The organism is Brevundimonas sp. D3-1P (assembly GCF_055809335.1).
In genome coordinates, this window is record NZ_CM147908.1 from 2,474,407 (window position 1) to 2,499,328 (window position 24,922).

General features: G+C 65.5%; 19 protein-coding genes and 3 pseudogenes. 12 read left to right on the forward strand and 10 right to left on the reverse strand.

Going from position 1 to position 24,922, the window contains the following annotated elements:
* Positions 1-102 precede the first annotated feature (102 nt).
* Together AC0L6G_RS12495 and AC0L6G_RS12500 are read left to right on the forward strand one after the other, a co-directional pair.
* Entirely contained in the window at positions 103-1,002 is a 900-nt protein-coding gene (locus AC0L6G_RS12495; RefSeq protein WP_473252376.1) for a dienelactone hydrolase family protein, read from the forward strand.
* A gap of 249 nt (positions 1,003-1,251) precedes the next feature.
* Positions 1,252-3,336, forward strand: a complete 2,085-nt coding sequence (locus tag AC0L6G_RS12500) for a S8 family peptidase (RefSeq protein ID WP_473252377.1) — start codon at positions 1,252-1,254, stop codon at positions 3,334-3,336.
* 24 nt (positions 3,337-3,360) lie between these two features.
* On the opposite strand, the gene grpE is transcribed toward AC0L6G_RS12500, so the two are convergent.
* Complete coding sequence (gene grpE, locus AC0L6G_RS12505) at positions 3,361-4,008, reverse strand: nucleotide exchange factor GrpE (RefSeq protein WP_473252378.1); 648 nt, start codon at positions 4,006-4,008, stop codon at positions 3,361-3,363.
* Positions 4,005-5,075: a heat-inducible transcriptional repressor HrcA gene (gene hrcA / locus AC0L6G_RS12510; RefSeq protein ID WP_473253251.1), complete on the reverse strand. Its 1,071-nt coding sequence runs from the start codon at positions 5,073-5,075 to the stop codon at positions 4,005-4,007. The genes grpE and hrcA overlap by 4 nt, the downstream gene beginning before the upstream one ends.
* Before the next feature lie 91 nt (positions 5,076-5,166).
* On the opposite strand from hrcA, the gene rph reads away from it, so the two are divergent.
* Complete coding sequence (gene rph / locus AC0L6G_RS12515) at positions 5,167-5,892, forward strand: ribonuclease PH (RefSeq protein ID WP_473252379.1); 726 nt, start codon at positions 5,167-5,169, stop codon at positions 5,890-5,892.
* A 67-nt stretch (positions 5,893-5,959) separates the two neighbouring features.
* Complete coding sequence (locus tag AC0L6G_RS12520) at positions 5,960-6,445, forward strand: hypothetical protein (RefSeq protein WP_293827065.1); 486 nt, start codon at positions 5,960-5,962, stop codon at positions 6,443-6,445.
* Between the two features lie 7 nt (positions 6,446-6,452).
* On the opposite strand, the gene glmM is transcribed toward AC0L6G_RS12520, so the two are convergent.
* Positions 6,453-7,802, reverse strand: a complete 1,350-nt coding sequence (gene glmM, locus AC0L6G_RS12525; RefSeq protein WP_291537546.1) for a phosphoglucosamine mutase — start codon at positions 7,800-7,802, stop codon at positions 6,453-6,455.
* Positions 7,803-7,958: 156 nt separating this feature from the next.
* On the opposite strand from glmM, the gene glmS reads away from it, so the two are divergent.
* Positions 7,959-9,773 (forward strand): glutamine--fructose-6-phosphate transaminase (isomerizing), encoded by a 1,815-nt coding sequence (glmS, locus tag AC0L6G_RS12530; RefSeq protein ID WP_473252380.1) that lies wholly within the window; start codon positions 7,959-7,961, stop codon positions 9,771-9,773.
* A 43-nt stretch (positions 9,774-9,816) separates the two neighbouring features.
* Here glmS and AC0L6G_RS12535 read toward each other — a convergent pair whose 3' ends face one another.
* From AC0L6G_RS12535 to AC0L6G_RS12555, 5 genes are all read right to left on the reverse strand, one after another.
* Complete coding sequence (locus AC0L6G_RS12535) at positions 9,817-10,080, reverse strand: DUF6894 family protein (RefSeq protein WP_291537548.1); 264 nt, start codon at positions 10,078-10,080, stop codon at positions 9,817-9,819.
* An 86-nt stretch (positions 10,081-10,166) separates the two neighbouring features.
* Positions 10,167-11,666, reverse strand: a complete 1,500-nt coding sequence (locus AC0L6G_RS12540; RefSeq protein WP_291537550.1) for a phosphomannomutase/phosphoglucomutase — start codon at positions 11,664-11,666, stop codon at positions 10,167-10,169.
* 46 nt (positions 11,667-11,712) lie between these two features.
* Positions 11,713-12,798, reverse strand: a complete 1,086-nt coding sequence (locus tag AC0L6G_RS12545) for a glycosyltransferase family 4 protein (RefSeq protein ID WP_291537553.1) — start codon at positions 12,796-12,798, stop codon at positions 11,713-11,715.
* Between the two features lie 94 nt (positions 12,799-12,892).
* Positions 12,893-15,112 (reverse strand): AGE family epimerase/isomerase, encoded by a 2,220-nt coding sequence (locus AC0L6G_RS12550; RefSeq protein WP_473252381.1) that lies wholly within the window; start codon positions 15,110-15,112, stop codon positions 12,893-12,895.
* Between the two features lie 131 nt (positions 15,113-15,243).
* Positions 15,244-15,705 carry an Lrp/AsnC ligand binding domain-containing protein gene (locus AC0L6G_RS12555; RefSeq protein ID WP_291537558.1) on the reverse strand — a complete coding sequence of 154 codons (462 nt, stop codon included), beginning with the start codon at positions 15,703-15,705 and terminating at the stop codon, positions 15,244-15,246.
* Between the two features lie 108 nt (positions 15,706-15,813).
* On the opposite strand from AC0L6G_RS12555, the gene putA reads away from it, so the two are divergent.
* From putA to AC0L6G_RS12585, 6 genes are all read left to right on the forward strand, one after another.
* Positions 15,814-18,945: a bifunctional proline dehydrogenase/L-glutamate gamma-semialdehyde dehydrogenase PutA gene (gene putA, locus AC0L6G_RS12560; protein WP_473252382.1), complete on the forward strand. Its 3,132-nt coding sequence runs from the start codon at positions 15,814-15,816 to the stop codon at positions 18,943-18,945.
* Between the two features lie 61 nt (positions 18,946-19,006).
* Positions 19,007-20,320, forward strand: coding sequence for a glycosyltransferase family 4 protein (locus AC0L6G_RS12565; protein ID WP_291537576.1), 1,314 nt, complete (start codon positions 19,007-19,009; stop codon positions 20,318-20,320).
* A 97-nt stretch (positions 20,321-20,417) separates the two neighbouring features.
* Entirely contained in the window at positions 20,418-21,194 is a 777-nt protein-coding gene (locus AC0L6G_RS12570) for an ABC transporter permease (protein WP_291537563.1), read from the forward strand.
* A gap of 19 nt (positions 21,195-21,213) precedes the next feature.
* Entirely contained in the window at positions 21,214-22,380 is a 1,167-nt protein-coding gene (locus AC0L6G_RS12575) for a KpsE/RkpR family capsule polysaccharide export protein (protein WP_291537565.1), read from the forward strand.
* Entirely contained in the window at positions 22,377-23,054 is a 678-nt protein-coding gene (locus AC0L6G_RS12580; protein ID WP_291537567.1) for an ABC transporter ATP-binding protein, read from the forward strand. The genes AC0L6G_RS12575 and AC0L6G_RS12580 overlap by 4 nt, the downstream gene beginning before the upstream one ends.
* Entirely contained in the window at positions 23,036-23,911 is an 876-nt protein-coding gene (locus tag AC0L6G_RS12585) for a hypothetical protein (RefSeq protein ID WP_473252383.1), read from the forward strand. Before AC0L6G_RS12580 ends, AC0L6G_RS12585 begins: the two co-directional genes overlap by 19 nt.
* On the opposite strand, the pseudogene AC0L6G_RS12590 reads toward AC0L6G_RS12585, so the two are convergent.
* Both AC0L6G_RS12590 and AC0L6G_RS12595 read right to left on the reverse strand, forming a co-directional pair.
* Positions 23,908-24,105: pseudogene (locus AC0L6G_RS12590) on the reverse strand (transposase); the annotation flags it as partial. The gene AC0L6G_RS12585 and the pseudogene AC0L6G_RS12590 overlap by 4 nt on opposite strands.
* A 134-nt stretch (positions 24,106-24,239) precedes the next feature.
* A pseudogene (locus tag AC0L6G_RS12595) lies at positions 24,240-24,470 on the reverse strand (transposase); the annotation flags it as partial.
* Here AC0L6G_RS12595 and AC0L6G_RS12600 point away from each other — a divergent pair.
* Positions 24,418-24,896, forward strand: a pseudogene (locus AC0L6G_RS12600) (integrase core domain-containing protein); the annotation flags it as partial. The pseudogenes AC0L6G_RS12595 and AC0L6G_RS12600 sit on opposite strands and share 53 nt — an antisense overlap.
* Between the last annotated feature and the right edge of the window lie 26 nt (positions 24,897-24,922).

The window sequence follows — 24,922 nt, forward strand, 5'->3', positions numbered from 1 at the left end:
TTGTCGAGACTGCCGAGACGTTTGCATCGCGCCTCGACAGGACTGGACGGCGCGCGCCGGTCGTGATGCTCTGACGCCTTTCCTTGCATTGGAGCGTCGCCCATGACCGTGCCGATCCGTCCCGAAGGCCAGGCCGCCGACGATGTGAAGCTGAGCCGACGCACCCTGGGCGCCCTGGGCGGGCTGCTGTTCTCCGGCTACGCCGTCGCCGCCCTGGCCAGGGAGGCCAAGCCGATCACCACCGATACGGCGGGCCTGACGACCGAAACCGTGACCTACGCCGCGTCGGACGGGTTCGACCTGCCGGCCTATGTGGCGCGACCCGACGAGGCGGGACCGTTCCCCGTCGTGATCGTGGTGTCCGAAATCTTCGGCGTGCACGACTATATCCGCGACGTCTGCCGCCGGCTGGCCAAACAGGGCTACGCCGCCATCGCGCCCGCCTTCTTCAACCGGGTGGAGGACCCTGCGCCCCTGTCGGACATGAAGCGGATCATGGAGATCGTGGGCGCGGCCGGCTACGAGCAGGTGATGGGCGACCTGTCGGCGACGATGGAATGGGCCAGCCAGCAATCCTGGGCCCGGGACGGCAAGGTCGGCATCACCGGCTTCTGCTGGGGCGGCAAGGTGGTTTGGCAGGCGGCGGCCCGTTTCGCCGTCATCGGGGCGGGCGTGGCCTGGTACGGCCGGCTGGCGCCCGGCGCGGACGCGACCCCGGTTCAGGTTTCGGCGGGCCAGCCCTGGCCGGTCGACCTGGCCGACGATCTGAAGGCGCCGGTGCTGGGCCTGTATGGCGGCCAGGATCAGGGCATTCCCCTGGCCAGCGTGGAGCGGATGCGCCAGGCCCTGGCGCGGGCCGGCCAGACCGACAGTCGGATCGTCGTCTATCCCGACGCGCCGCACGGTTTCCACGCCGACTATCGCGCGAGCTACGTCGAGGCGGACGCCAAGGACGGCTGGTCCAAACTGCTGGCGACCTTCGATAAGGCGTTAAAGAATTAGGGCGTTACTGAACGGCGGGCTGCGGAGGGCGGTCGCGCGCGGGAGGGATTGGCGATGATCGGATTGCGGCGTCGTGCGGCGGTCGTCCTGGGTCTTGGGCTGGTGTTCCTGCCTTTGGCCGCGTGCGGCGGCGGGGGAGGCGGCGGCGGGGGCGGCGGTGCGATCACCCCGCCTGCGCCTCCTCCTCCCCCACCCCCACCGCCCCCACCGCCCCCACCCCCGCCGCCTCCGCCACCACCGCCGCCCGCCGTGACGTCGAGCGAATATCTGCGCAACTACGGGCTGGCGAACATCAAGGTTCAGTCGGCCTGGCAGTCGGGGGCCACAGGCGCGGGCGTCACCGTCGCCGTGGTCGATTCGGGCGTCGCCAACACCCTGACGGAACTCGAGGGGCGGATATCCGGCGCCTCGACCGACGTGGTCGCAGGCCGGAACACCCCCTATGTCGAATCCAGCAGCCACGGGACGCGGGTTTCGGGCGTCATCGCCTCAAACTTCAACGGCTTCGGCGCGATCGGCGTCGCCTATCAGTCGACCATCCTGTCGATCCGCACCGACATCTCGGACTGCGAGGACAAGGACGACAAGGTCTGTTTCAGCAGTTCGGACCTGGTGCGCGCGCTGGATTACGCCGTCGCCAACGGGGTCAAGATCATCAACATGTCGCTGGGCGGCGACGGCCGGCTGGGCTCGGCCTTCGAGGCGGCCCTGCTGCGGGCCGTCAACTCGGGCGCAGTGATCGTCGCCTCGTCCGGCAACGACGGAGAGGCCAATCCAGGCTGGCCCGCCCGCTACGCCGTCGATCCGCGCTTCGCGGGCGGCGTCATCGCCGTGGGATCGCACGGGGCGACCAATGTCATGTCCAGCTTCTCCAACAAGGCCGGCGATACGGCCGGCGCCTATATCTCCGCGCCAGGCGAAGAGGTCGTCACCGGCTGCGAGGGCACGTCCTGCTGGGTGGTTAGCGGCACGTCGTTCTCGGCGCCGCACGTCTCGGGCGCCCTGGCCCTTCTGATGCAGGCCTTTCCCAATCTGACGGCGCGACAGGCCCTGGCCATCCTGGTCGATACGGCGCGCGACGCCGGCGACCCAGGCGCGGACATCGTCTATGGGCGCGGTCTGCTGGACCTGGCCGGCGCCTTCCGGCCGGTCGGGACGAGCGCGACGCCGATGGCGGATGGATCGAAACTGATCACCCAGACCGAGCCGGGCAATTTCGTGGGCGCGGCCTTCGGCGACGCCTTCGGCCGGCAGAACGCGCTGAACACGGTGCTGTTCGACGGCTATGGCCGAATGTTCGCGGTCCAGCTGGGCGGGGCCTATCCCACGGCGCCCAGCCGCTCCTATCAGGCGGCGCCGTTCGACCAGAACACAACGGCGGCCACCACCCTGGCCCTGCCCGGCGGCGGACGGCTGAACCTGATCGCGGCCCAGCCCAGCCCGACGCCCGAGCCTGTAGCGCCGCGTCACGACCTCTATGATGCGCCGTGGATGGGCGACGAGCCTCGCCAGGAGGCGATGCTGGACCTGGAAACGGGCCGGATGAATTTCTCGGTTTGGCAGGGGAAGGGCGGGGCGGCCTCGCCGTTCGACGGCGCGGCCGGCGACGGCTTCGCCGCCCTGGCCCAGGCCGACCGCGCCGTGCGCGGCGCGATGCGGTTCGGCGCCCTGACGGTCTCGGCCGAAAGCGGCGGCGGCGACCGGCGGATGCCGCTGCGCCACGTCGAACAGGATGCGGCGACCTACAGCCGGGCGTCGATCGGCTGGCGCGGCGCGGACGGCGGCCTGTCGTTCAGCGTCGGGGCCCTGGACGAACGGCTGGGGCCGTTGGGGGCCTTCCTGCCGAGCGGATCGGATTTCGCCCTGCCGTCCCGGACCCGGTTCTACGCCCTGGGCGGCGACTGGAGCCTGACGCCGGGCCTGCGCCTGATCGGGGAGGCGGGGCTGGGGTCGACCCGCATCGAGGGGCGGTTCCTGTCGATGGACCGGGCGGCGATCAGTTCGAACTGGCGGCTAGGGCTGCTGGCCGACTGTTCGGCCTTGTGCGGCCGGGTCAGCTTCACCCTGGCCCAGCCCTTGCGGATCGAGAGCGGAACCTTCTCCGCCTATCTGGCCGACGTGCCGATCGACTATTTCGACCCGCTGACCTATTCCCGGCGCAGTTTCTCGGCGGCTCCCAGCGGTCGGCAGATCGACGTCATCCTGGGCGGCGAACGCGATCTGAGGGACGGCTCCAGCGTCACGCTTCAGGCCGTGGCCAGCCGCGCGCCGCGCCATGTCGCCGACGCCGCGCCCGAATTCGCCCTGATCGGAGGATGGCGGCGCCGGTTCTGACCGACGCCGTCCATCGGCCGTGGATCAGGCCTTGCCGTCGAAGGCCTGACCGTCGGCCGCAGGGGCCGCGCCATAGGGGTTGGCGGCCTGTCCGCCCGAGCCCTTGGCGGCGACCACCACCATGGCGGGGCGCACGGTGCGGCCGAACAGTTCGAAGCCGGACTGCATGGTCTGGATCACCTTGCCGCCGGGCACGGTGTCGGACGGCTGTTCCATCATGGCCTGGTGCAGGTGGGGGTTGAAGGTTTCGCCCGCCTCGGGGGCCACGCGCTTCAGCCCATTGGTCTCGAACGCCTGCAGCAGCGCCTTCTGCGTCAGCTCCAGGCCCGTGACCAGGCCGGCGGTGGCGCCCTCGGCCTCCTTGGGCGCGGCCATCAGGGCGCGTTCCAGATTGTCGGCGACGCCCAGCAGGTCCTTGGCGAACCGCTGGATGGCGAAGGCGCGGGCGTCGTTCTGCTGCGCCTCGGCGCGGCGCTTCAGATTCTCCATCTCGGCGGCGACGCGAAGGGCGCGGTCCTTCCACTCGTCGCGTTCGGCGATCACGGCGTCCAGCGGGGCCAGGTCGCCGCCGGCATCCTGCGAGGGGCGGGAATCCAGACCATGTTCGGCGTTGGCTTCGGCCGCCTCGGCGTCCAGGGCGTTGATGTCGTCGTTAAGGGGCTTGTCGCTCACGTTTCGTTCCCGTCCAGCATCCGGCCCAGCACCCGGGCGGTATAGTCCACCAACGGAATGACACGGGCGTAGTTCAGTCGCGCGGGGCCGATGACGCCGATGGCGCCCAGAACCCGCTGTCGGCCGCTCATATAGGGCGCCGCGATCACGGCGGAACCCGAAAGTGAAAACAACCGCGTTTCGGCCCCGATGAAGATGCGCACCCCCTGCGCGGCGTCCACCCCGTCCAGCAGGCCGATCAACTGCTCCTTCTGCTCCAGGTCGTCGAACAGGACGCGCACCCGCTCCAGGTCCGCCAGCCCCTCGCGGTCCTGCAGCAGATTGGCGCGGCCGCGCACGATCAGGGCGCGCTCGCGGTCCGGGCCGCCGGACCAGGCGGCCAGGCCGTCCTCGACCAGGCGGGCGGCGGCCTGGTCCAGTTCGCGCCGGGCGGCCCGAAGCTCCTGGGTCATTTCGCGCCGGGCGTCGGCGAAGGGGCGGCCGCGAAGGCGGGCGTTCAGGAAGTTGGAGGCCTCCTGCAGGGTGGACGGCGTGACCCCGGCCGACAGGGCCATGATTCGGTTCTCCACCGTGCCGTCGTCGGCGACGATGACGGCCAGGGCCTGATCCGGGCCCAGGGCCACGAACTCCACATGTTTGACGCCCGCGTCGCGCACCGGGCTGGAGACGACGCCCGCCCCGCCCGCCAGGCCGGACAGCAGGTTGGACGCCTCGTCCAGGGCGGATTCAAGGTTGCGGCCCCGGCCTGCCAGGCGCCCGTCGATCTCGCGCCGTTCCTCGGCGGTCAGGTCGCCGACCTCCAGCAGGCCGTCCACGAACAGGCGCAGGCCCGCATGGGTGGGGATCCGCCCCGCCGAGGTGTGGGGCGCCGCCAGCAGCCCGGCCAGGGCCAGGTCCTGCATGGTGTTGCGGATCGAGGCCGGCGACAGGGCGACCCCGCCCAGCGACAGGGTCCTTGATCCCACCGGCTCGCCGGTCTCCAGATAGCTCTCGACGATGCGCCGGAAGATGTCGCGCGCGCGCGTGTCCAGCCCGGCCAGGCCCGCGAGGGATTGGCCGGCGTCCAGCGGCGGGTTTTTCGGGGCATACAGGCTCACGGTTTCAGGATAAGCACCGCCGCGACCGCTTCCAAGGCCCGACCGACAGGGATCATTTCTCATGCGCCATTCGCAACGCACCGACGACCAGCTGCGTCCCGTGACCATCGAGACCGGCGTCAACCGCTATGCGGAGGGCTCGTGCCTGATCGCGTTCGGCAACACCAAGGTCCTGGTGACGGCCTCGGTCGAGGAGAGCATCCCCGGCTGGATGCGCGGCAAGGGCCAGGGCTGGGTCACGGCCGAATACGGCATGCTGCCCCGCGCCACCCATACGCGCGGACGCCGCGAAGCCGCGGCGGGCAAGCAGACCGGCCGCACCCAGGAGATCCAGCGGCTGATCGGGCGGTCCCTGCGCGCCGTGGTGGATCTGAAGGCCCTGGGCGAGCGTCAGGTGGTGCTGGATTGCGACGTGATCCAGGCCGACGGCGGCACCCGCACCGCCTCGATCACCGGCGCCTGGGTCGCCATGGCCTCGGCCCTGAACCATCTGCGCGACGAGGGGGTGCTGAAATCCGATCCGATCCTGGACCAGGTGGCGGCGGTGTCGTGCGGCGTCTGCGACGGCGCGCCGGTGCTGGACCTGGACTATGAGGAGGATTCCGGCGCCGAGGCCGATTCCAACTTCGTCCTGACCGGCGCGGGCCAGATCGTCGAGGTCCAGGCCACGGGCGAGAAGCGCGGCTTCTCGCGGGCCGAGTTCGACCGGCTGTTCGCCCTGGCCGAGATCGGCTGCGCCGAATTGTTCGCCCTGCAAAAGGCGGCGCTGGCGGCGGCGAAGCGATAAGGGGTTTCGCCGGCCCCCGCCTTTGAGGCATTGTGGCGCGTCTCGATTTCCGAACGGAGCGCAGCCCATGCGTCGATCCCCCTGGCTTTCGCTGATCGCCTGCGCGCTGATCGCGGCTGGGTGCCAGCGCGGCGATCCGGCCCCGCCGGCGACCGCCGACGGTTCGGCGGGCCGGAACGACATCATCGAGGCGACGCCGCTGAAGACCGAGGCGCCGGCGCCCGCTCCCCAGGCCCAGACGCCGGCGCCCTCGGCCCAGACCGAAAAGACCGCCGAGCCTGAAAAGACCGAGCCGGTCGAAGAACCGCAGGCCCGCATCCCCGAGGGGCCGGACATGGCGCCGGTCCGCGCGCCGGTCAGCGAGGTCGCCTGTCGCGACGCCATCGGCGCCAGCGCCGCCGCGCGTCTGGTCGAACGCTGCATCAAGGTGAGCCCCGCGACCCGTCCGCCCTGCAACGCCGCCAACCCCTGCGACCTGATCCAGGGCGAGATCGACCGGTCCTGCAGGCTGTGGCGGGGCGACGGAAATCCGCCGGCGGAGTGCCGCAACTAGCGGCTGGTCATCCCGCCGCCCGCACGGCGCCGGCCACATCGGCCACCACCTGTCTGACCAGGGCCTCGTCGTCGCCCTCGGCCATGACGCGGATCAGCTTTTCGGTGCCCGATGGGCGGACCAGCAGGCGGCCCTGGCCGTTCAGCAGGGTCTCGGCCTCGCCGATGGCGGCCTTGACCGCGTCGGTCTCCAGCGGCTTGTCGGCGGTGAAGCGGACGTTCTCCAGCAGTTGCGGCACGGCGTCGAACTGGCGGGCCAGTTCGCTCATCGGCTTGGCGGATTCGACCAGGACGGCCAGCACCTGCAGCGCCGCCATCAGGCCGTCGCCCGTGGTGGCGTGGTCGTGCAGGATGATGTGGCCCGATTGTTCGCCGCCGATGTTGAAGCCGCCCTCTCGCATCCGCTCCATCACATAGCGGTCGCCGACCTTGGTCCGCTCCAGCGTCAGGCCCTCGGCCTTCAGCCGGCGTTCCAGCCCCAGGTTCGACATGACGGTGGCGACGATCCCGCCCCCGGTCAGGATGCCGCGCCTGGCCCAGTCCAGTCCGACCAGGGCCATGATCTGGTCGCCGTCGACGACCTGGCCCTTTTCGTCGCAGACGATCAGCCGGTCCGCATCTCCGTCCAGGGCGATGCCGATGTCGGCGCGGTAGCGCTTGACGGCCGCCGACAAGGCCTCGGGATGGGTCGAACCGCAGTCGGCGTTGATGTTGGTCCCGTTCGGCTCGACGCCCACGGGGAAGACCTCGGCGCCCAGTTCGAACAGGGTGGTCGGCGCCACCTTGTAGCCCGCGCCATTGGCGCAATCGACGGCGATGCGCAGGCCCTTCAGGCTGAGGCGTTTGGGGAAGGCCTGTTTGGCGATCTCGATATAGCGCGCCTGGGCGTCGTCGATCCGCTTGACCCGGCCCAGCTTGTTCGACGCCGCCAAGCCCTGGTCCAGGCCCTGGTCCATCATCGCTTCGATCTTCAGCTCGATCTCGTCGGACAGTTTGTAGCCGTCGGGCCCGAACAGCTTGATCCCGTTGTCGGCGTAGTCGTTGTGCGAGGCCGAGATCATCACCCCCAGGTCCGCCCGCATCGACCGGGTCAGCATGGCCACGCCCGGCGTCGGCACGGGACCGAAGGTGCGCACATCCATGCCCACCGACGCGAAGCCGGCGACCAGGGCCGGCTCGATCGTATAGCCCGACAGGCGGGTGTCCTTGCCGATCACCACCAGATGGCGCCGGTCGTCGCTGGTGCGGAACAGCTTGCCGGCGGCCAGACCGACGCGCAGGGCGACCTCGGCCGTCATCGGATAGGTGTTGGCCCGTCCGCGAATGCCGTCCGTGCCGAAATATTTTCTGTCGCCCAAGGCCTGGTCCTTACGTATCGGGTAACGATCCGAAACCCCTTGTTTAATGCGGCCGGATTTAAGATTGCCTAGACGGCCGAAGGGGCAAGGTGTGGCTTAGTCCCAGTTCGCCGCCAGTGCAAAGCGGCCTTTTCATTCCCCGAGCGGAGCTTTCGCATGTGCGGCATCATCGGCGTCACGGGAAACGGCCCCGTCGTTCCCCGTCTGATCGACAGCCTGAAGCGGCTGGAATACCGCGGCTATGATTCCGCCGGGGTCGCCGCCGTGGTCGACGGCCATGTCGAACGCCGCCGCGGCCAGGGCAAGATCCGCAATCTGGAGGCCGTCCTGGCCGAGGACCCGATGAAGGCCACGGTCGGCATCGGCCATACCCGCTGGGCCACCCACGGCGCCCCGACCACCGCCAACGCCCACCCGCACAAGGCCGGGCGCGTGACGCTGGTGCACAACGGCATCATCGAGAACTTCGCCGAGCTGAAGGCCGAGCTGGCCGCCGAGGGGCACGTCTTCGAAAGCCAGACCGACACCGAGGTGATCGCCCACCTGCTGGACGCTGAACTGAAGACGGGCCGGGCGCCGCTGGATGCGTTCAAGGTCACGCTGGATCGGCTTACCGGCGCCTACGCGCTGGCTGTCCTGATCGACGGCGAGGACGACCTGATTCTGGGCGCGCGTCGAGGCAGCCCGCTGGTCGTCGGCTGGGGCGAGGACGAAATGTATCTGGGATCCGACGCCCTGGCGGTGGGCCCTTTCACCCAGAAGATCTCCTATCTGGAAGAGGGAGACTATGTCGCCGTGACCCGCCGGGGCGCCCGGATGTTCGACATGGCGGGCCAGCCTGTGGAACGGACGGTGGTCCAGGTCTCGGCCTCCTCGGCCCTGGTCGAAAAGGGCGAGTACCGCCATTTCATGGAAAAGGAGATCCACGAACAGCCCGACAGCGTCCAGCACACCCTGTCGGAATATCTGGACCTGGTGACGGGCAGGGCCAAGCCGCAGGGCGTGGACTTCGCCGCCGTCGACCGCATCCAGATCGTGGCCTGCGGCACCGCCTTCTACGCCGGTCAGATCGGCCGCTACGCCTTCGAAAGGCTGGCGGGCCTGCCCTGCGACGTCGAGATCGCGTCGGAGTTCCGCTATCGCTCGCCCGCCGTGTCGCCGCGCACGGTGGCGGTCGCCGTGAGCCAGTCCGGCGAGACGGCCGACACCCTGGCCAGCCTGACCTGGTGCAAGGCGCAAGGGCTGCAAACGGCGGCGGTCGTCAATGTCCATTCTTCGTCCATGGCGCGCGAGGCGGCGGTTCTGTGGCCCACCCACGCCGGACCCGAAATCGGCGTGGCCTCGACCAAGGCCTTCACCGCCCAGGTCGCCGCCCTTCTGGCCCTGGCCGTGGCGGCGGGCGTGGCGCGCGGCCGTATCGACGCGGGCCAAGAGGCCGAACTGGTCAAGGCCCTGTTCGAAAGCCCCCGGTTGATCGCCCAGGCCCTGAGCATGGGCGACGGCGTCCGCGCCGTTGTTCAGGACCTGGCCAAGGCCGACGACGTCCTGTTCCTTGGACGCGGGGTCATGTTCCCCCTGGCCATGGAGGGCGCGCTGAAGCTGAAGGAGATCAGCTATATCCACGCCGAGGGCTACGCCGCCGGCGAACTGAAGCACGGCCCGATCGCCCTGATCGACGAAGAGACGCCGACCATCGCCCTGGCCCCGCTGGACGAGGTGTTCGAGAAGACCGCCTCGAACCTGCAGGAGGTCGCCGCGCGCGGCGGGCCGGTGATCATGATCGCGCCGGCCGCCGCGCCCGATCCGCACGGCGCCGGCATCCGCCGCATCGACGCCCCGGACTGCCACCCGCTGATCGCGCCGCTGATCTACGCCGTGCCGGTGCAGTTGCTGGCCTATTACACCGCCGTCCAGAAAGGCACCGACGTCGATCAGCCCCGCAACCTGGCCAAGTCCGTCACGGTGGAGTGAGGGGGGGCAGGGTCGCAGCGACGGCGGCCAAGCCCTCGCGCGGTCACTGAAGCCGTTCCGACAGGTTCCATCCGTCGGGCGGGGCGTCCGAGGCCGAGGCGGTGATGCTGACCACCGTCTCGCCGTCCGCGTCTGTGACGATGACGCTGAAGGCGCGCGTGTCCCAGAAGGACGCCCCGCGGTAGCGCAGGATTTCGCCCAGGACCGCCACCGCCTCCTCGCGCGCGGCGTCCACGCTCTTCAGCTCTTCGCCCTGGTCGTCGCGAACGCAGTCGCCGTTCTGGGTATGGAAAAAGTAACGTGGCAATCGGTCCTCCCGCCTTGAGGTTTGGGAGGAAGCGGCCGGGACGCCGTTTGGTTCAGCGCCCCGGTCGCGCAGAGGCCTGATCGCCCTCAGATTTCCTGGTTGAACGCGCCGATCTCGGGATAGGCGGCCAGGCGCGGCTTGACCTCCTTGCGGAACAGGTCGCGCATGTCGTCCTCGGAGCGCATGCTTTCGACCACCACCACCAGTTCGGGCTTGTTGGACGAGGCGCGCACCAGGACCCAGGAGCCGTCTTCCAGGTGCACGCGCACGCCGTTGACGGTGATGGCCTCGACGATCTTGCGGCCCAGGATTTCGCCGCCGGCGTCGGCCAGATCGGAATACTCCTTCACGATGCGCTCAAGCACCCCGTATTTCAGTTCGTCGTCGCAATGGGGCGACATGGTCAGGCTGGTCCAGGCGTCGGGCAGCGCGGCTTTCAGCTCGCTGAGTTTCTTGCCCGGATTGCGGTCCAGCATGGCCAGGACGGCGCCGGCCGCGACCAGGCCGTCGTCGTAGCCATGACCCAGGTCGCCGGCCATGAAGAAGTGGCCCGACTTCTCGAACCCGGCCAGGGCGCCCAGTTCGGCGGTCTTGCGCTTGATATAGGAGTGGCCCGTCTTCCAATAGACCACCTGGGCGCCGTTGGCCTTCAGCGTCTCGTCGGTCTTGTAGAGGCCGGTCGATTTCACATCGACGACGAAGGTCGCGTTCGGATGGCCCTTGGACAGATCGCGGGCCAGCATCAGGCCGATCTTGTCGGCGAAAATCTCCTCGCCCGTGTCGTCCACCACGCCGCAGCGGTCGCCGTCGCCGTCGAAGCCCAGGGCCAGGTCGGCGCCCGTCTCCCTCACCCGCTCGGCCATCTGCACAAGCATGGCGTGATCCTCCGGGTTCGGATTGTATTTGGGGAAGGTGTAGTCCAGCTCGGTGTCCATCTCGATCACCTCGACGCCCATGCGGCGCAGGGCCTCGGGCGCGAAGGCGCCGGCCGTGCCGTTGCCGCAGGCGCACACGACCTTCAGCGGGCGCTTGACCTGAACCTTGGAGGCGACGTCGGCGATATAGGTCTCTCGGAAATCGTCGATGCGCACCAGCTTGCCGCCGTCGCGCGCGACGCCCTCGCCGTTCAGCACGATCTCCTTCAGCCGGCCCATCTCCTCAGGGCCGAAGGTCAGGGGCTTGTCGGCGCCCATCTTCACCCCGGTCCAGCCGTTCTCGTTATGGCTGGCCGTGACCATGGCGACGCAGGGGGCGTCCAGTTCGAACTGGCCGAAATAGGCCATGGGCGACAGGGACAGCCCCACGTCCAGAACCTCCATCCCGCCCTGCATCAGGCCGATGATCAGCGCCTGTTTGACGCTGAGGCTGTAGCCGCGGAAGTCGTGACCGACCACGATCTTCGGCTGGACCCCGATCTCGTGGACATAGGTCGCCAGCCCAAGGCCCAGGGCCTGGACGCCCAGAAGGTTGATCTCCTTCTCCAGAATCCAGCGCGCATCGTACTCGCGAAAGCCCGTCGGCTTGACCAACGCCTGGGTCTCATAGGCGGCGGTGTTGGGCGTCAGATCCTGGCGGGGCTTGAGCATGGGATGTCCTTTGTAGGGAGTCGCGCTAGAGTTGTCGTTGCCCTTATCAGGCTGCGGCGCGTTTGCGAATGCGGGCGATGCGGCGCAGACGGCGCCAGAAGCGGCCGCGTTCCGGTTCGGGATAGGGTTGCAGGTTTTCGACGAACTGCTCGGCCGAGGCGCGCCAGCTGAACTTCTCCGCATAGGCGCGCACCGCCTGGCGGTCCAGGTCCAGGCACGCCAGGCAGGCGGTCTTCAGATCCTTGTCGATCGCCCCGGCGTTCGAACCGGGAATGATGTCGATGGGACCGTGGGCCGGGTAGGCGGCGACGGGCGTGCCGGTGGCCATGGCCTCCAGGATCACCAGGCCGAAGGTGTCGGTCCAGCTGGGGAAGACGAAGACGTCGGCGTCGCGGAAGCAGCGGGCCAGATCGTCGCCGAACTTGGCGCCCAGGAATTTGGCCTCGGGGTATTTCTCCTGCAGCTCGGCGCGCGCCGGGCCGTCGCCGACGACGATCTTGGTCCCGGGCAGGTCCAGTTGCAGGAAGGCCTCGATGTTCTTCTCGACCGCCACCCGGCCGACGTTCAGGAAGAAGGGGCGGGGCCAGTCCTTGCCGCCGAGTTCGTCATAGATGGGTTCGAGATCGGGGTTGAAGACCTTCGTGTCCACGCCGCGCGACCAGGGCGAGACGTTCTTGAACCCATGCTCGACCAGTTCGTCGCGCAGCGTCGGGGTCGCCACCATCAGCCGGCCCGACGGCTTGTGGAACCATTTCATATAGGCGTAGCCGACCTGGACCGGGATCGGGAACCGCGCCGAGACATATTCGGGAAATTTGGTGTGGTAGCTGGTGGTGAAGGGCAGCTTCCACTCCACGCAGATGCGGCGCGTGGCGATGCCGATCGGCCCCTCGGTGGCGATATGCACCGCCTCCGGCTCGAAGGCGCGCAACATCTCCCGGATCTCCTCCTCCGCCCCCAGGGCCAGCCGGATCTCGGGATAGGTCGGGCAGGGAATGGTCTTGAACAGGCTGGGCTCGATGACCTCGACCTCATGCCCCATGGCCCGGCATTCCGCCACGGTGCGGGTCAGGGTGCGGACGACGCCGTTGACCTGAGGTTCCCAGGCGTCGGTGGCCAGAACGATGCGCATTGAGGCGGGCGGACCCTGAGCCGTTAAGTAAGGGCGGAACTTCTAGACCGTTCGAATGACGAAGGCGAGACGGTCGTGGCCGAACCGCCACGCCTTATCCTAGGCGAACGGAAAGAGCAGCGTCTGGCTGAAGCTCTGTCAGCGTTTCCCTGAGTTGCACATAGGCCGCCATGATGTGGTAGAAAGAACTGGCCGGGGCGGGCTCATCGATGAATTTTCCGTTCTCGAGTAGCTTGTCATGCCAGACTCCTTGCGGAGTCAGATATCGCCAGAGTGCTCGCTGAGCCATTGCGGCCTGTTCCAGGCAGACAGTGCGTTTTTTCTCGGTGCAGAGCGAAGCCAGTATAAGTGACGCTTTCAGCCACTCGGTCTGGGGCCAGAGTCTAGCGCGCGCGCTTCGCACGCTGCCGTCGATGTTCATGGCGTCTACGGCGATTTGACGCTTAGAATCGATGCCTTTCAGCCCGACCTCATACAGTCGCCAGGCGTCGACCAGCGCAACGAGATCATCTCGTCTGCGGCTGTAACGCGCGAGCAGCCACGCCCATTCGAACTGATGGCCCGGTTCGACCAGCGCGCCATCTTCACCGGTGGCGGGCGACCAGTCCTGCTGAAAGAACTCCCGCAGAGCGCCGGTCTCTTCGTCAATGAAAGATGTTCTGGCCAATGTGACAATGCGGTCGGATAGGGCGGCCCATTCGCCGCCTCCGCCCGCTTCTTCCCAGGCCAGCGCAGCTTCCAGAAGGTGCATATGGGCGTTTGACTGATAGGGGTGGTGACCGCTTTCTTTGACGCCGCCCTTGTAATCGGCGCGGGCGGACAGAAGGTCACGAACGGTTGCTGCTCGCGTCTCAAAGTCGACCTCGCGGGTCCCTGAGGGGACACGGGCTAACGCGAACATAAGGAAGGCCTGATCGTAGACCATCGCTGTCTCATCAAGCGGCGTTCCATCCGGAGCCAAGAGCGTGCGCATCTGACCGTCGGGCTTTAGATAAACTTCTACGAGGCGAGCAAGACCGGCGTCCACAACCGCGCGCCAGGGCCCACGCCATCCCTGCCGTCCCGCTTCAGCATATACTTGAAGCTGGCGGGTCTGGACCCGAGCGCGCCTCGAGGTCGCGATATGACGGCCATCCAGCGCCAGAACCTCTTCGAAGCCGCCGCTTTCATCCTGCCCCAGGCTCGACCACACCGGCAGGGCGACCTGACGCAGCCAGGCGGTGAGCCGCACTGCGCCAGCCTCCAGCGTTTCGGGAGTGTCTGGGGGGGGGAAGTCCAGGTGCTGCGGGGAAAGTTTGCGCAGCCTTTCGACCACCTTCTTCACGTCCTGACTTTTTTTCAGGTCAGTGACGAGAACCGCATCGGGTTCCACAACGATGCCAACGTCCCTCAAGCCGATGGCCGCAACCATCACGCCGTCACAGGCGCGGACCAGGCAACCTTCGGAATCTTCGAGGATGTGAAGCCCGACATCGCCTTCGCCGGAGGCGTAAACGGAATCCCAGGCTCCAAGATCTGACCACTCGAAGTTGACCGGCAGAACAGACGCGCGATCCGTCTTTTCCATTACGGCATAATCAATGGATATCTTTGGCGCGACCGAAAATTCAGACCCCAAGGTCAGCGCCGGGCCATCGAGCTCGGCTTGAGTCAAGGCGACTTGGACGGCCTCGGCGACTGCGGCGGCGCGCTCTCGAAGCTCTTCGATCAAAATATCGGCGCGCACGATGAAATTCCCGCTATTCCAAAGATACCCCTCGGAAATATATCGACGGGCCGTCTGTTGGTCAGGCTTCTCGACAAAGGCTGACACTTCCGACAAGCCCGAGCCTGCAGGCGCAATATAACCATAGGCGGACGACGGCTCCGTGGGCACGACGCCCAGCGTTACGATGCGGCCTTTCGCCGCTGCGCCCGCTGCGTAGGCCACAGATTGCCTGAAGGCCGTGTCATCGGGAATGTGGTGGTCGGATGCGACAAAAAGATTGATCGCATCCGGTGCGCGCTCAGCAGTCCAAAGGGCAGCCGCAGCCATGGCGGCCGAGGAATCTCGGCCTTCAGGTTCCAGAAGAATGACGGCTGAAATCCCGATCTCTTCCAGCTGATCAAGGATCGCCCTCTTGTGGCCCACGCCGCCAACCACAAGCAGTTCGCCGCCGTCTTCCGCCAAAGCGGCGACACGGCTGACTGTCTCCTGAAACAGCGACCGATTACCTGCCAAAGGAATGAACTGTTTGGGGAGCGAGGGCCTAGAGGCAGGCCAAAGGCGCGTTCCGGAGCCGCCGCACATGATGACGGGGAAGATGTTGGTCATTGAGCGATGCTGTAAGCTGCTAGTCAGAGGCCCGTCTTAGGTCAGCAGCCTTGTCTCGTCACCCCATTCGCTGATCTCAAGTTGCAGCGAAGGTGACGCGAGCAGCGACGCGGCATCGCCCTAGGGTGCATTTACAACGGCAAAACCGTCGTCGACTTCACCTCTTCCAGCACCGCATAGGTCCGGGTTTCGCGCACCCCCGGCATCCGCACCAGCACGTCGCCCAGAAAGGCCCGATAGGCGTCCATGTCGCCGACGCGGGCCTTGATCAGGTAGTCGAAGCCGCCTGCGACCATGTGACACTCCAAAACCTCGGGCTGGCTGCGGACGGCGGCGGCGAAGGCCTCGAAGACGTCGCCGGTGGTGCGGTCGAGCAGGACCTCGACGAAGATCAACAGGTCGCGGCCGACCTGAGCCGGGTCGATCAGGGCGGCGTAGCCGGTGATGATCCGCTTTTCGCGCAGCCGTTTGACGCGTTCGAAACAGGCGGCGGGGGACAGGTTGCATCGCCGGGCCAGTTCGGCGTTGGAGATGCGGGCCTCGGCCTGGAGCACGCGCAGGATGCGGCGGTCGACGGCGTCGATGTCGATCATCGGATATCCTGCCTTTACATCGAACGATCTTCGGCCTCGTGTCCTATCATACGAAGCACCTTCAATGAACTCCGGCCTATAGGCGTAAATCCACAGGATTTGTCGCCGATGACCGCCCCCGCCTTCACGCCCGCCAGCCTGGCCGTCTGGGACGGTCTGGATGCGCACAAGTTCCGCAACGAGCGCGAGGCCGTCGCGGCCAATCTGGCGCGCATTCCGCTGGACGCCGCCGAACGCGCCGCCGTGGTGGACGAGGCCGTCGCCCTGGTCGAGCACGCCCGCCGCAGCCAGAAGAAACAGGGGGTGGTCGAAAGCTTCCTGCAGCAGTTCTCGCTGGGCACCCGCGAGGGTCTGGCCCTGATGTGCCTGGCCGAGGCCCTGCTGCGCGTGCCGGACGAGGAGACCCGCGACCGTCTGATCGCCGAGAAGATCGGTTCCGCCGACTGGGCCGCCCATCTGGGCCAGTCCGACAGCCTGTTCGTCAACGCCTCGACCTGGGGTCTGATGCTGACCGGCAAGCTGGTGGACGTGGACGAGGAGGCGCGCACCGACCTGCCCGGCTTCCTGAAACGGATCGCGGGCCGGTTGGGCGAGCCGGTCATCCGCCAGGCCGTCGCCACCGCCGTCAAGATCATGGGCGAACAGTTCGTGGTCGGCCGCACCATCCAGTCGGCGCTGAAGCGATCGAACAAGGAAGGCTGGCTGTGCAGCTTCGACATGCTGGGCGAGGGCGCCCGGACCATGGCCGACGCGGACCGCTACGAGACCATCTACGCCGACGCCATCGAGGCGGTGGGCAAGACGTCGAAGGGGCAGGGCCCCGAGCATGGGCACGGCGTCTCGGTCAAACTCTCGGCCCTGTCGCCCCGCTACGAGGCGACGCAGGAGGACGGAGTGTGGAAGACCCTGTATCCCCGCGTCCTGCGCCTGGCCCTTATCGCGGCCCGATACGACATCAACTTCACCATAGACGCCGAGGAGGCGGACCGTCTGGCCCTGTCGCTGAAGCTGCTGGACCGGCTGGCGCACGAGCCGTCGCTGGGCGGCTGGACCGGTCTGGGCCTGGCGGTTCAGGCCTATCAGAAGCGGGGGTTGGAAACGATCCAGCGGGTGGCCGACCTGGCCCGTCGCTCGGGCCGCCGGCTGATGGTGCGTCTGGTCAAGGGCGCCTATTGGGACACCGAGATCAAGCGCGCCCAGGTCTTCGGCCGCACCGACTATCCGGTCTTCACCACCAAGGCGGCGACCGACCTGAACTATCTGGTCTGCGCGCGCGCCATGATCGAGGCGTCGCCGGCGATCTACAGCCAGTTCGCCAGCCACAACGCCCACACCCTGGCCGCCGTGCGCCGCATGGCGCGCGATCGGGGCGTCGCGGTCGAGCATCAGCGCCTGCACGGCATGGGCGAGGCCCTGTACGACGCGGCCCGTGAAGCCTGGAAAGATGAGACCGTCATCGTGCGCGCCTACGCCCCGGTCGGCGGGCACGAGGAACTGCTGCCCTATCTGGTGCGACGTCTGTTGGAGAACGGCGCCAACTCCTCCTTCGTCCACGCCCTGCTGGACGAGCGCGTGCCCGCCTCGGCCGTCGCGGCCGATCCCATCTCCCTGGTCGAGCAGGCGCCCGACCGTCACCCCAAGATTCCGGTTCCCGAAGACATGTACGGCGATCGTCAGAACTCCCTCGGCCGCGACTATTCCCAGGCCGCCGACCGCGAACGCCACGCCAAGGCGCTGGGGCTGGTGGACCGCGAAAAGCTGACCTCCGGCCCGATCGTCGGCGGCAAGCTGAGGGCCGGGATCAATCCTCAGGACGTGACCAATCCGTTCGACCGCTCGCAGGTGCTGGGCCATGTCTCCGAAGCCGAGACCGCCCACGTCGACGCCGCCGCCCTGGCCGCCGCCAACGCCCACGTCGCCTGGGACCGCCAGGGCGGGGCGAACCGCGCCATCGTCCTGCGCGACATGGCCGATGCGTTGGAGGCGGACATGGACCGTCTGGTCGCCCTGCTCAGCCGCGAGGCGGGCAAGACCCTGAACGACGGCGTCGCCGAGGTGCGCGAGGCCGCCGACTTCTGCCGCTATTACGCGCTTCTGGCCGAACGCGACTTCTCCGCGCCGGAAACCCTGAAGGGGCCGACGGGCGAGACCAACCAGCTGATCCTGCACGGACGCGGCGTCTTCGCCTGCATCTCGCCGTGGAATTTCCCGCTGGCCATCTTCACCGGCCAGATCGCAGCCGCCCTCGCCGCCGGCAACGCCGTCCTGGCCAAGCCGGCCGAACAGACGCCCCTGATCGCCGCCGAGGCCGTGCGCCTGTATCACAAGGCCGGTCTGAACCCCGACCTGCTGGCCCTGGTTCCCGGACGCGGCGAGACGGTGGGCGCCGCCCTGGTCACGCATCCGGGCATAGACGGCGTCGCCTTCACCGGCGGCACGGACACGGCCGCCGCCATCAACCGCTCGATCGCCGCCCGCCCCGGCGCCATCATCCCCTTCATCGCTGAGACCGGCGGCCTGAACGGCATGTTCATCGACACCACGGCGCTGAAGGAACAGGTGATCGACGACGTGATCCAGTCCGCCTTCGGCTCGGCCGGCCAGCGCTGCTCGGCCCTGCGCGTCCTCTATGTGCCCAAGGACTCCGCCGACGCCCTGATCGAGGGCTTGAAGGGCGCGCTGGCGGCGCAGGTGCTGGGCGATCCCGCCGACCCCAAGACCGACATCGGCCCGGTGATCGACCCCGAATCGCGCCGCGCCCTGGAGGCTCATGTCGAGCGCCTGTCGCGAGAGGCGAAGATCGTCGCCCGCGCCGCCCTGCCGATGGCCTCGGAGAAGGGCGACCTGTTCGCCCCCACCATCGCCGAAATCCCCACGCCTGACTTCCTGGAGCGCGAGGTCTTCGGCCCCATCCTGCACATCTATCGCTACGCCCCGTCCGACCTGAGATCGGTCGCCGGCGCGCTCGCCGCGCGCGGCTACGGCCTGACCCTGGGCGTCCACAGCCGCATCGAGGCTTTCGCCGCTGAGGTGGTCGACCTGGTCCCGGCGGGCAACGTCTATGTGAACCGCTCGATCACAGGCGCTGTGGTCGGTGTCCAGCCCTTCGGTGGCGAGGGCCTGTCGGGCACCGGGCCCAAGGCGGGTGGGCCGAACAGCCTGATCCGCTATGCGGCGGAGAAGGCGATCAGCGTGAATATTGCCGCTCAGGGCGGGGATCCGGTGCTGCTGAATCTCTAGAGGGGGTTGACGATCCGTCTTCACAATCGTCCAAGGTGCCTTTGACGTACTGCTGGTGACCATGACCTCGATCTGTATTGACGGCTTTAATCTTGCTCTCGCTAAGGGCTCCGGAATCGCGACATACGGCCGAAATCTCTTGGAGAATGCGCGCGCCATAGGCATGGGGACACAGGTTCTCTATGGGCCGTCTGGTGCTAGAAGGCCGCAGAACGTTCTCAACGAGGCCATGCTCGTTGATGCTGAACGTCCCCCCCAGAAGCTGAACCGTAAGCAAAAGGCGCGTCGTTGGAGAGGTACGCTCACGTCGCCGCTTGGTCGATCGCCTTATCCAATCATACCGTCGGGGGAGGTTATTTGGCCGTCGCGTTCAGGCGGGATGCCGGCTGCAGACCGTTTCTGGGCTGTCCAGGATCTGTATTTCCTAGCTAACCGCGCTTTTCAGGCCTACGGGCGATCAACCCCCGTTTCGTTTGCAGCGACATCCGACGCTCCGGCACCCGACATCATGCACTGGACAGCCAATCTGCCGCTCCATGCTAGGGGCGTGGCGAACATCTACACTTTCCACGACCTGATACCGCTGCGTCTTCCTCACACCACGTTGGACGATAAAGCTAACTACATGAAGTTGAGCCGAGAGGTCGCGAGCCGTGCGGATCATATCGCGGTGGTGTCGGAAACCACGCGGCAGGATGTGATACGCCTGCTTGGTGTTGATGAGCGCCAGGTTACAAATACATATCAGGCCGTAAGCATACCGTCCTCCCTTTCTGATCGACCGCAAGCCGAATTAGAGATGGAACTCGAAGGCGTATTCAACTTAGGCTGGAAGGATTATTTCCTTCATTTCGGCGCTATCGAACCCAAGAAGAATCTTGGACGCATCGTTGAAGCTTACTTGGCTTCAGGAACCCGAGCTCCCTTGATAATAATCGGCGGTCGGGCTTGGCTGGATGAAGGCGAAACGGCGTTGCTCGCGCAGGTGAAACGCGACGGCGGGCCCAATGCAGACCGCATCCGACAATACGATTATATGCCGTTCTCTCTGTTGATCAGCTTGGTTCGTGGCGCGAAGGCGACATTATTCCCCTCGCTTTATGAGGGCTTTGGATTGCCTGTTTTGGAATCGATGGCCCTATCGACCGCAGTGCTGACGTCCACCGGCGGGGCGCTGCCGGAAGTCGCTGGGAACGCGGCGCTGATTGTCGATCCTTACGACACACGCGCCATCGCTCGCGGTATTCAGGCGCTCGACGCAGACGCGGACATGCGGCTTAATTTCGAGACCCTCGGAAAGGTTCAGGCCGAGGCGTTCAGCCCGGCCGCCTATCAGCTCAGGCTTCGCGATCTTTACGCGAAGGTTGTGGGTTGAGTATCCGGCCCTTGACCCGGTCTTCTAATAGAGCGCAAACGAGCAAAAGGTCGATCTGCTCGGTCGAGGTTTATCCTAGGTCCACCACGGCAGCGTCATGATCGCTTCTATAAAAAGACATTTCAGGACCGTTCTCGCCTTGCTGATGAGGGAGATCATCACGCGTTTCGGGCGTGAGGGGCTTGGTTTTGTATGGCTGGTGGCTGAGCCGCTTGCCTTCTGTTTCGGCGTGATGGTGCTCTGGAGCTTCACCAAGCCCGCATACGAGCACGGAATCCGCCTCGCGCCATTCGTTATGACGGCCTATATGTCGCTGATTCTGATCCGCCACTTGATTGGCTATTTAGCTGGCGCGCTGCAAGGCAACATGGGGCTGCTCTACCATAGGCAGATTGGTTCATTTCATATCTTCACGGCACGTGTCTTGTTGGAATTTGCAGGCGCTACGATCGCCTATGCGGTCGTTTACGCCTTTTTGCTTGCTGTGGGGCAGGTAAATCCTCCAAGTAACTACCTGTTGCTGTATGAGGGGTGGTTTCTTCTTGCCTTCATATCCACAGGCTTCGCCCTGATCCTTACTGGGTTGGCCATGCGCTTCGATGTGATGGAGCGGTTGATCGGCCTGATTGGTTATTTGATGCTGCCTCTTTCGGGCGTGTTCACGATGGTTGCCTGGCTGCCTGAAGGGTTCCGAAAGGTCCTCCTCGTATTGCCTTTCGTGCATCCGGTCGAGATGATGCGCTCCTCTGTATTTGGCGAATTTGTCAAAACCTATTACGATGTTCCTTATGCGCTGGCTGTTGGCGCAGTTTTCAACATTGTCGGCCTTTTGCTCATCTCAAGCGCTCGACCGCTAATCGAAACCGAATCCTAAACCCCGCTGGGCGAAACCAATGAGCAAAACGAAGATCAATTATGTGGGTCCGATCCCCCAGCTCATCACGTCATCCCCCAAGGAGACGCGCTGGTGGCGTCGCCTGCCGACGGGCTTTTTGGGCGTTGTGGTGGTTCCGACGCTGCTCGTTGCTATCTACTACCTGTTGATTGCGTCACCGCTTTATGTGTCTGAAGCGCGGTTTGTCGTCCGGCAGGCCAATCAATCGCAGGCGACGTCCCTGGGTTTCGTCTTGCAAGGCGTGGGACTGTCGGCCTCGGCTTCTGACGCCTTTGCTGTACACGAGTACGTGCTGTCTTCGGATGGAATTCAGGAGTTGCGCCAGCGCTTTGATCTTCAGAAGATTCTCGCGCCCCGAGGCGGTGATCCCCTCACGGGGTGGCCCCGGTTTTGGGAGGGTGACTCTGACGAGGGCATGAGAAAGGCTTTCAAGCGATTTGTCGTCACCGGATATGACGCAACGACAGGGATCAGCACCCTGCGTGTCGAGAGTTTTGATCCAAAGATCGCGCAGTCGCTCAATGTCGCCATGCTTGATGGCGGGGAGCGGCTTGTCAACCGAATGAATGCACGCGCGACTGAAGACGCGGTTCGTGACGCCAAGCGAAGCCAGGAAGAGGCGCGGACGCGGCTATCGGAAATCCAGTCTCAACTGGCGGCGTTTCGTAACCGGGAACAATTTATAGATCCTGCTCGCACCGCGACGGAGGGCTCTGCTCTCGTGGGCAACCTTCTTGCGGCGATCGCGACCTTGAAGGCGGAGCGTGCGCAACTCGTCGCCGACGCCCCCCGAAGCCCTCAACTTCCTATGCTGGATTCCCGTATCGCGGCTTACGAAAGTCAGGTCGCCACCGAACGCGCCAAGATCGCAGGGGCGTCAAACTCTCTCGCCAGCAAGATCAGCGGCTACGAGGACCTGTCGCTGCGGCGCGAACTCGCCAACAAAGAACTGGCGGAAGCCACCGCAGGCGTCGTCACGGCCGAACAGGAGGCTAGACGCCAGAAACTTTACCTAGAGCGCATCGTCAGCCCTAGCTACCCTGACAAGCCGACAGAGCCGCGTCGATTCGTTGCGGTTCTTACGGTGTTCTTCTCTACAATGCTGATTTACGGTCTGGGTTGGCTTATATGGGCGGGGGTGCGGGAGCACCGTCAGCTCGGATGACCGATTTGACACCTGGCGAAATAGGGTTGCTGGTCCAGGGGTTGAGTCGTACACATCCGGGCGCGCACAAACCCTTGTTTTCCGATCTAAACCTCTCCTTGCGTCGGGATGGACGGCTGGCTCTTCTTGGTCGCAACGGGCAGGGCAAGTCATCCTTCATACGCATGCTCGGCGGGATCGACCGGCCTACGGAAGGCAGGATTACCTGGAGGATGACTTCGTCTTGGCCCATTGGCTTCGCAGGTGGCTTCCAAGGCTCACTGACGGGCATCGATAATGTGAGATTTTTGGCGCGACTCTACGACAGGGACTTCAAAGACCTGATGGCGAGGGTGGATGATTTTGCTGAACTAGGGAACGCTATGCGGCGGCCTGTGAAGCAGTATTCATCTGGTATGCGGGCCCGGCTGGCTTTTGGGCTGTCCCTCGCGGTCGAGTTCGATTGCTATCTGATTGACGAATTGGTTGCGGTGGGTGACGCACGCTTTCAGCGCAAGTGTCAGGAAGAGTTGTTCCAGAATAGAGCGCATAGGGCGTTTGTAATGGCATCGCACAACACCGACATGGTTGCGAGTTATTGCGATCAGGCGCTGATCATAGAGAGCGGAAAGGCTAAGCTTTTTGACGATGTGCAAGAAGCCGTTGAAGTATACACGTGGTTGAGGGCTGCGTAATTTTCATGGCGTTGCCTAATCATTGCGTTGTGCTGCCGCCGTGCAGGTCTTGGACGGCATGGCGAAATGCAATCGCAAGCCAGGCCACTTTAAAAGGATGGCGCCTGTCCGATGCTTTGAAAGCAGATTCGATAGAAGATCGGCATGACAGCGTTCTCTCCATCTGCACTTCTGTCGAGGCGGCTTTGGACAGGGGGGCAGATGTTTCTGAAATCGTGATACTGCTGGGTTTGCCAGATCTCGATGACGAAGATCATGGTTTTTACAACATCGAATCTATTTCCCGCTGCCTCTGGGACGCTGGTCGACTCGACGAGGTGCGACGGCTTGTACTGCCAACTGAAGAAGGCCGGCTGATAGAGATCGCTCCGGGGCTTGAAGTCGCTTGTCCAGATCAGCCAAAATCCGTCAGTGCGCGATCAAAGGCTGCGGCGGAAGCGCTCGGCCTGCTTATGGGTGAGGCTTCTGCGACGTGGTCGCCAGAACTCTTTAATTACGATGTGCGATCTGTCGACCTAGCGATGTCGGGCCTGCCCTTCGACATCACAGGAAAACCGCGTTTCCTGATCTCTGGACCTTATATCGTCATGCGGCCGGCGACCTGGCAGGCCAAGATCAAGTTTGGATTTGACGAGGGGGCGAGCCGTTCTCGTTTTCGCGTCGATTGGGGCGGCGTAGAGGTTTATGAGGCTCAGGAATTTTCCCCATCCAGGCCTGGGTACTTCGAGATCATCATGGAGCACCGATGGACTGAGGCCGCCCCCAGTGAAGTGCGGCTGGTTCAGTTGGAAGGTGTGTTCGACGGGTACGTAAGTTTCGGCGGGGTTGAAATTACTGAAGTATCAAATCCGGCCTAGGCGGTGTGGACGAAGTGCCTGGTCCACAATCGGATTGATGCGGTGAGGATGAAGCCGAGGAAGCTGTCGGCGGTCTTGTCATATCGTGTGGCCAGTCGTCGGCTGTGTTTGAGCTTTAAGAAACAACGCTCGATGCGGTTTCGCAGGGCGTAGATGTGGCCGTCGATGACGGGCTGGATTTTGCGGTTTCGCCTGTGACGTTCCCCCTTCCTGATCCTCCGTTTTGAGTGAGAGTCCGTTTCACTAAAGGAGACGGATGTGAAGAAGAGCAGGTTCAACGAGGCGCAGATCATCGGCGTAAAGTCATCGACGATGCACAGGATGCGGAAGCGTCAAGAAGCTGCTGGCGGAGCCGCCGGTTCTCGTCCTCCAGCGCCTTCAGCTTCGTGGCGTCCGACACCGTCATGCCGCCGTACTTCGCCTTCCACCGATAGAAGGTCTGCTCGCTGATCCCGTGCCGCCGACAGACCTCCGCTGTCGGGCTCCCGGCCTCCTGCTCGCGCAGCACGCGTGAGGCCCTGGCTCTGGTGGTCGACACCTCGATCGGGGGCCAGCGCATGGCGCGGGAGCTGGATCGGCTGATCGCACGGCGGGGACGTCCGGCCATGATCGTGAGCGACAACGGGACGGAGATGACCAGTCGTGCGATCCTCGAATGGACCAACCGTACCGGCGTCGGCTGGCCTTACATCGCGCCGGGCAAGCCGCAGCAGAACGGCTTCGTCGAGAGCTTCAACGGCCGGCTCCGCGACGAGTGCCTGAACGAGGAGGTCTTCGCCACCCTGGCCGAAGCCCGCGCCGTCATCGAGCGCTGGCGCATCGACTACAACCACGTCAGGCCGCACTCGGCGCACGGGGACTGACCCCGGAGGCGGTGCGCCTGAACCCCGCGGCCGTTCGGCTGCGCAACTTGATCAGCTCCGCCGCACGGCCGCTCCCGCCGGCGCAGCAGATCGGCTATCAACCCCCTGGGCTCTCACAATGATCGAGGGAACAGAGGGGGCACGTCAC